Raw genomic sequence first — 6,146 nt, 5'->3', positions numbered from 1 at the left:
CAGGCGGTTAGAGGTTCGACTCCTCTAGGGTGCATTAAACATTTAACTCGGGAAGTAGCTCAGCTTGGTAGAGTACTTGGTTTGGGACCAAGGTGTCGCAGGTTCGAATCCTGTCTTCCCGATTGATATTACAAGAGTAAGAACACTAGTTGTTCTTTTTTGTTTATTATAAATATTCTTTATAACCTTTCAATAAAATAATTCTAGCTCTATAATTTCTGTAGTGGGTAAATCCTCTATAGATATTATGAAGCCTATTTTGTTGTAGAAAAAAGTCACATAAGATCTATAATAAAAAACGACGAAACTATCATTTGAAAGACTTGTATTGAACAATTAGATTTTATGTCTTTTTTATTTTCTTTAAATCTATTTTTTTGATTTTTATGAAATAAAATAAGCCTCCGATTGGAGGTCTGTGTTTGAACTAATCAAAAAAGGATGTGTGAATAATTTTCATTTAATAAGAATTATTTTTATTTTAAGTCTATAATGCAAAGCTTACCATAAAATTTCACATATTTTCTCTACTTCTTTTTGGAAAGAATCAATTGGTGGTGTATCTGTAATAATACAGTCTAAGTCATGGTAATGTGCAAGTTTGAAGTAATGACTAGTATTAAACTTAGAGTGGTCTGCGAGTAAGAGACTCTTGTCTGAGTTTTTGATCATTTGCTGTTTTATGCGCGCTTGTTTGTGATTAGCTTCGTAGGCACCATATTTATCTAGTCCTCTACAACTGATGAGGGCTAAATCGGTATGAAAGTTATTAATAAATTCACTTGCAAAATCGCCTAAGGATGAATTTGTTCCATAATTTATATGTCCTCCAGATAGAAAGAGTGTTATATTCTCAAATTCATTTAGTCTTCTTGCAATTTCGATTCCGTTTGTAATAATGCAGAGATTTTTAAGTTTTTCAAGATAAGGAACGATCATAGCTGCTGTTGATGAGCTATCAATAAATATGGATTGGTTGTCAGTGAGAAAAGTGGAAGCAATTTCAGCAATGTGTTGTTTGCCTTTTTCTTCCTCTCGGACACGAGCAGAATAAATATATTCTACGTTATTGGCAGTCAACAATCGGACTTCTCCATGGCCTCTACGAATTTTCCCCTCTTTTTCCAATTCGATTAGGTCTCTTCTTAGAGTAGAAGTCGAACAATACATGAGTGCCTCTAGTTCTATCGTTGAAATGATCTTTCTTCGTGTCAGAATTTCTATAATTCGTTCCATACGTTCTAAGGAAACCATACTATTTCTCCTTTATGTTAATGTTTTGAACATTATTGAACATTTTTGAATATATTATACCATTATTCTTTACAAATTTCCAATAGTATATCCACCTATTGTATGCGCTTTCTTAAAGTGTTATGATACAGATAAAGAAAGGAGTGAGTTTATGACTCAAGATGAAAAAATTATTCGTGAACAGATTTGTGACGTTTGTCATAAAATGTGGCAACTTGGTTGGGTAGCTGCTAATGATGGAAATGTATCTGTTCGTTTAGATGCTGATACTATTATAGCAACGCCTACTGGTATCAGTAAAAGTTTTATTACACCAGAAAAATTGGTGAAACTGAACCTCAAGGGTGAGATTTTAGAAGCTGAGGGAGACTATCGTCCTTCAAGTGAAATTAAAATGCATATCCGCTGTTATGAGGAACGTGAAGATGTGAGAGCTGTTGTCCATGCTCATCCACCTATTGCAACTGGTTTTGCTTTAGCGCATATCCCTCTTGATACGTATTCTCTGATTGAGAGTGCAATTGTTGTAGGAGCTATTCCGATTACACCTTTCGGGGTTCCATCTACTATGGAAGTTCCTGATGCAATTACTCCTTATCTTCCTGACCATGATGTAATGTTGCTTGAGAACCATGGTGCTTTAACTGTTGGAAGTGATGTTATTACAGCCTATTATCGTATGGAGACTTTGGAGTTAGTAGCTAAAACAACTTTCCATGGACGTATGCTTTTGTCAACTAAAGGTATAGAGGAACAAGAAATTCCACGTCCTACTTTGGAACGTCTATTCTCTATGAGAGAAAACTATAAGGTAACTGGTCGTCATCCCGGTTATCGTAAATATAATGGAGATGGCAGTGTTAAAGAAATAGAAGAATAAGAGGGAAATATCATGATTCAACATCCACGTATTGGAATTCGCCCAACTATTGATGGTCGTCGTCAAGGGGTTCGTGAATCGCTTGAAGTTCAAACGATGAATATGGCAAAAAGTGTTGCGGACTTGCTTTCTAGTACCTTGAAATATCCTGATGGCCAACCAGTTGAATGTGTGATTTCACCATCAACAATTGGTCGTGTACCAGAAGCAGCAGCGTCTCACGAATTGTTCAAGAAATCAAACGTGTGTGCAACAATCACTGTAACACCTTGCTGGTGCTATGGTAGTGAAACAATGGATATGTCTCCTGATATTCCACATGCTATTTGGGGATTCAACGGAACTGAAAGACCAGGGGCTGTTTACTTAGCAGCAGTTCTTGCTTCTCATGCTCAAAAAGGAATTCCAGCATTCGGAATTTACGGTAAAGATGTACAAGAAGCATCAGATACAGAAATTCCTGAAGACGTTAAAGAAAAAATCTTACGTTATGCAAGAGCTGCTCTTGCTACAGGTTTAATGAGAGATACAGCTTACTTATCAATGGGTAGTGTATCAATGGGTATCGGTGGTTCAATCGTAGATCCTGACTTCTTCCAAGAATACTTAGGAATGCGTAATGAATCAGTAGATATGACTGAATTCACTCGTCGTATCGACCGTGGCATTTACGATCACGAAGAATTCGAACGTGCACTTAAATGGGTGAAGGAAAACGTTAAAGAAGGATTCGACCGCAACCGTGAAGACCTAGTGTTAAGCCGTGAAGAAAAAGATAAACAATGGGAATTTGTGATTAAGATGTTCATGATTGGACGTGACTTAATGGTTGGTAACCCAAGACTTGCTGAACTAGGCTTCGAAGAAGAAGCAGTTGGTCACTACGCTCTTGTTGGTGGATTCCAAGGTCAACGTCAATGGACAGACCACTTCCCTAACGGGGACTTCATGGAAACATTCCTAAACACTCAATTTGACTGGAACGGAATTCGCAGACCATACATCTTCGCAACTGAAAATGATGCGTTAAACGGTGTATCAATGCTATTCAACTACTTATTAACAAACACTCCACAAATCTTTGCGGATGTTCGTACTTACTGGAGTCCAGAAGCTGTTGAACGTGTAACAGGTCATAAACTTGAAGGCCATGCTGAAAATGGATTCTTGCACTTAATCAACTCTGGTTCTTGTACATTAGACGGTACTGGTCAAGCTACAAGAAACGGTGAACCAGTGATTAAACCATTCTGGGAATTAGAACAAAGTGAAGTAGATGCAATGCTTGCAAATACAGACTTCCCAGCAGCTAACCGCGAATACTTCCGTGGCGGCGGTTACTCAACTCGCTTCTTATCTAAAGGAAATATGCCTGTGACAATGGTTCGCTTGAACTTATTGAAAGGCGTTGGACCTGTATTACAAATCGCAGAAGGATACACGCTTGAATTACCTGAAGATGTACACCATACATTGGATAACCGTACAGATCCAGGTTGGCCAACAACTTGGTTTGCTCCTCGCTTAACAGGTAAAGGCGCATTCAAGTCAGTCTATGATGTAATGAATAACTGGGGTGCAAACCACGGTGCAATCACTTATGGACATATCGGAGCTGACCTTATCACTCTTGCTTCAATGTTACGTATTCCAGTAAATATGCATAACGTTGCAGAAGAAGATATCTTCAGACCTAAGAACTGGTCATTATTCGGAACAGAAGATTTAGAATCAGCTGACTACCGTGCATGTCAATTATTAGGACCTGTACATAAATGATGAAAATTTTGGAGGTAGAAATCTAATAATTGGATTTCTATCTCCAAGAATTTAAAAGGAGTAGAAAATTATGACAAAAACAATTATTCTAGCCTGTGTAGGTGGTTTGACAACTAGTATGTTAGTTGAACGTATTAACGAAGTTATTCATCGAGATCAATTAAATTATTCATTTTACTCTGTTGGTATTGCAGGAATTAATAATTTAAAAAATATTGATGTTTTGCTTTTGAGCCCTCAGTTGGCATATTTAGAAGAAAAGGCTAAAGCATCTCTTAGTGTTCCGGTTGCTGTTATTAGCGATGAAAATTTTGAGTTAATGAAAGGTGAAGCTGTTTTGCAGCAAGCAGAAGACTTAATGGGTTGAGCTGATGGGAACACTAACAAGACAGTCGACACAAGAGTTGATGCAGCTAATCTTAAAAAGTAGTAAAAGTACTCAAAAGGTTATGGAAAGCCTTCAATTGGCTCAAGGAGGAGATCTTTCAGGTGCTAGAGAGGTGCTAGAATTAGCGACTCAGATAAATATAGAAGCACATAATTTACAAACCTCTCTTATCCAAGCTGAGACGAGGGGTGAGAGTGGAGAAGTTAGTCTATTAGCTATTCATGCCCAAGATCATTTTATGAACAGTCATTTATTGCTTGAGTTAGCGGATGTTTTCTTACATCAGATAGAAGAAGTTGAACAATTAAAAAAGAAAATAGAAAAACTGGAACAGGTAGGTGAAAAAACATGAGTCATCCAGTTATACTTGAAATGAAAGGTATCGTAAAGAGCTTCGGACCTGTAAAAGCCTTAAAAGGAGTAGATTTTGATCTACGTGCTGGTGAAGTTCATGCACTGATGGGGGAAAATGGTGCTGGTAAATCCACGCTAATGAAAGTCCTCACAGGAATTCATGATGCTAATGAAGGAACGATTCACTACAATGGGAAGCAGGTTGCCTATAGCAAGCCTAAGGAAGCGATGGAAGATGGGATTGTTATCGTTCACCAAGAATTGAATATGATGAATCATTTAACTGTGGCTCAGAATATTTTCATTGGGAGAGAAGAATTCCGTCATAATTTGTTGATAGACGATGGTGCTAGCATCAAAAAAGCTAAGAAACTATTTGATCTATTGAAGTTGGATATTAATCCTACTGAAAAAGTTGGTAATTTAACGGTTGGGAAACAACAAATGGTTGAAATTGCCAAAGCCTTATCCATGGATGCTAAGGTCATTGTTTTCGATGAACCAACAGCAGCCCTAACGGAGTCTGAAATTAACGAACTTTTTGTAATTATTGATGACTTACGTGCTAAAGGTGTTGGTATCATTTACATCTCTCACCGCATGGACGAAATTGCTCGTATTACAGACCGTGTAACGGTAATGCGTGATGGTGAGTATGTAGGGACTGTAAATACCAAAGAAACAACAAAAGACGAAATCATTGCAATGATGGTTGGTCGAACTATTTACGAGGATCCTAAAGCGGCTTCAGCTGTAGCAGATGATGCTCCAGTTGTACTTGAGGTGAAGAATTTAAATGCGGGATCATCTGTAAAAGATGTTAGTTTCCAGCTTCGAAAGGGTGAAATCTTAGGTTTTTCTGGATTAATGGGAGCTGGCCGTACAGAAGTGGCACGGTTACTGTTTGGTGCAGATAAAAAAGAAAGCGGTACCATTTTTGTAAATGGTAAAGAAGTGACTATTAATTCGCCACAAGACGCAATTAGAGAAGGAATTGGTTATCTTTCAGAAGACCGTAAACGTTTTGGTTGTATTGTAGATATGACAATCGCTGATAATACAGTGATGACAAACTTAGATAAGTATATTAAAGGTGGACTTATTAATGACGGTGAAATTGTAAAAGTCAGTGATGAATTCGTTAAACAATTAAGAACGAAGACACCATCGTCAAAACAATTAGTTCGTAACTTATCAGGTGGTAACCAACAAAAAGTCGTCATTGCAAAATGGCTCGAACAAAATAGTGATATTTTAATTTTTGATGAACCAACAAGAGGAATTGACGTTGGTGCCAAAAGTGAAATTTACACTTTGATGAATGCCTTGGTTGCTCAAGGGAAATCTATTATCATGATTTCATCTGAATTGACTGAAATTTTGCGGATGAGTGATCGAATTGTCGTTATGTGTGAAGGTAGAAAAACGGGTGAGCTGGATATTAGCCAAGCTACTCAAGAACGGATACTAGCTTTAGCTACAGACCGTTAG

General features: G+C 37.6%; 6 protein-coding genes and 1 tRNA gene. 6 read left to right on the top strand and 1 reads right to left on the bottom strand.

The window, feature by feature from the left end; translation table 11 throughout:
- The first annotated feature begins 48 nt into the window (after positions 1–48).
- Positions 49–122 (top strand) — tRNA-Pro (locus QM859_RS08850).
- Between the two features lie 379 nt (positions 123–501).
- Here the strand turns inward: QM859_RS08850 and QM859_RS08845 are convergent.
- Positions 502–1,254: a DeoR/GlpR family DNA-binding transcription regulator gene (locus QM859_RS08845; protein ID WP_414262814.1), complete on the bottom strand. Its 753-nt coding sequence runs from the start codon at positions 1,252–1,254 to the stop codon at positions 502–504.
- A 151-nt stretch (positions 1,255–1,405) separates the two neighbouring features.
- On the opposite strand from QM859_RS08845, the gene QM859_RS08840 reads away from it, so the two are divergent.
- The 5 genes from QM859_RS08840 (at position 1,406) to QM859_RS08820 (ending at position 6,146) form a co-directional block, all read left to right on the top strand.
- Positions 1,406–2,134 (top strand): class II aldolase/adducin family protein, encoded by a 729-nt coding sequence (locus QM859_RS08840; RefSeq protein ID WP_414262813.1) that lies wholly within the window; start codon positions 1,406–1,408, stop codon positions 2,132–2,134.
- Positions 2,135–2,146: 12 nt separating this feature from the next.
- Positions 2,147–3,913: an L-fucose isomerase gene (locus tag QM859_RS08835; RefSeq protein WP_414262812.1), complete on the top strand. Its 1,767-nt coding sequence runs from the start codon at positions 2,147–2,149 to the stop codon at positions 3,911–3,913.
- 70 nt (positions 3,914–3,983) lie between these two features.
- On the top strand, positions 3,984–4,280 hold the full coding sequence (locus QM859_RS08830) for a PTS sugar transporter subunit IIB (RefSeq protein ID WP_075231109.1): 297 nt from the start codon (positions 3,984–3,986) through the stop codon (positions 4,278–4,280).
- Positions 4,281–4,284: 4 nt separating this feature from the next.
- Positions 4,285–4,653 (top strand): PTS lactose/cellobiose transporter subunit IIA, encoded by a 369-nt coding sequence (locus tag QM859_RS08825; RefSeq protein WP_414262811.1) that lies wholly within the window; start codon positions 4,285–4,287, stop codon positions 4,651–4,653.
- The gene (locus tag QM859_RS08820; RefSeq protein WP_251938826.1) at positions 4,650–6,146 is read left to right on the top strand and encodes a sugar ABC transporter ATP-binding protein; all 1,497 of its coding nucleotides are present in this window, start codon (positions 4,650–4,652) and stop codon (positions 6,144–6,146) included. Before QM859_RS08825 ends, QM859_RS08820 begins: the two co-directional genes overlap by 4 nt.

The organism is Streptococcus infantis (genome assembly GCF_047463175.1).
Taxonomy (GTDB): Bacteria; Bacillota; Bacilli; order Lactobacillales; family Streptococcaceae; genus Streptococcus; species Streptococcus infantis_AC.
Note: the sequence above shows the minus strand (reverse complement) of the source record. Positions and strands in the feature narration are given on the sequence as shown.

Excerpts from the sequence above, each read along its gene's own strand:
- QM859_RS08840 (WP_414262813.1), top strand. The coding sequence starts at position 1,406 with ATGACTCAAGATGAAAAAATTATTCGTGAACAGATTTGTGACGTTTGT.
- QM859_RS08825 (WP_414262811.1), top strand. The coding sequence starts at position 4,285 with ATGGGAACACTAACAAGACAGTCGACACAAGAGTTGATGCAGCTAATC.
- QM859_RS08830 (WP_075231109.1), top strand. The coding sequence starts at position 3,984 with ATGACAAAAACAATTATTCTAGCCTGTGTAGGTGGTTTGACAACTAGT.
- QM859_RS08845 (WP_414262814.1), bottom strand. The coding sequence starts at position 1,254 with ATGGTTTCCTTAGAACGTATGGAACGAATTATAGAAATTCTGACACGA.
- QM859_RS08835 (WP_414262812.1), top strand. The coding sequence starts at position 2,147 with ATGATTCAACATCCACGTATTGGAATTCGCCCAACTATTGATGGTCGT.
- QM859_RS08820 (WP_251938826.1), top strand. The coding sequence starts at position 4,650 with ATGAGTCATCCAGTTATACTTGAAATGAAAGGTATCGTAAAGAGCTTC.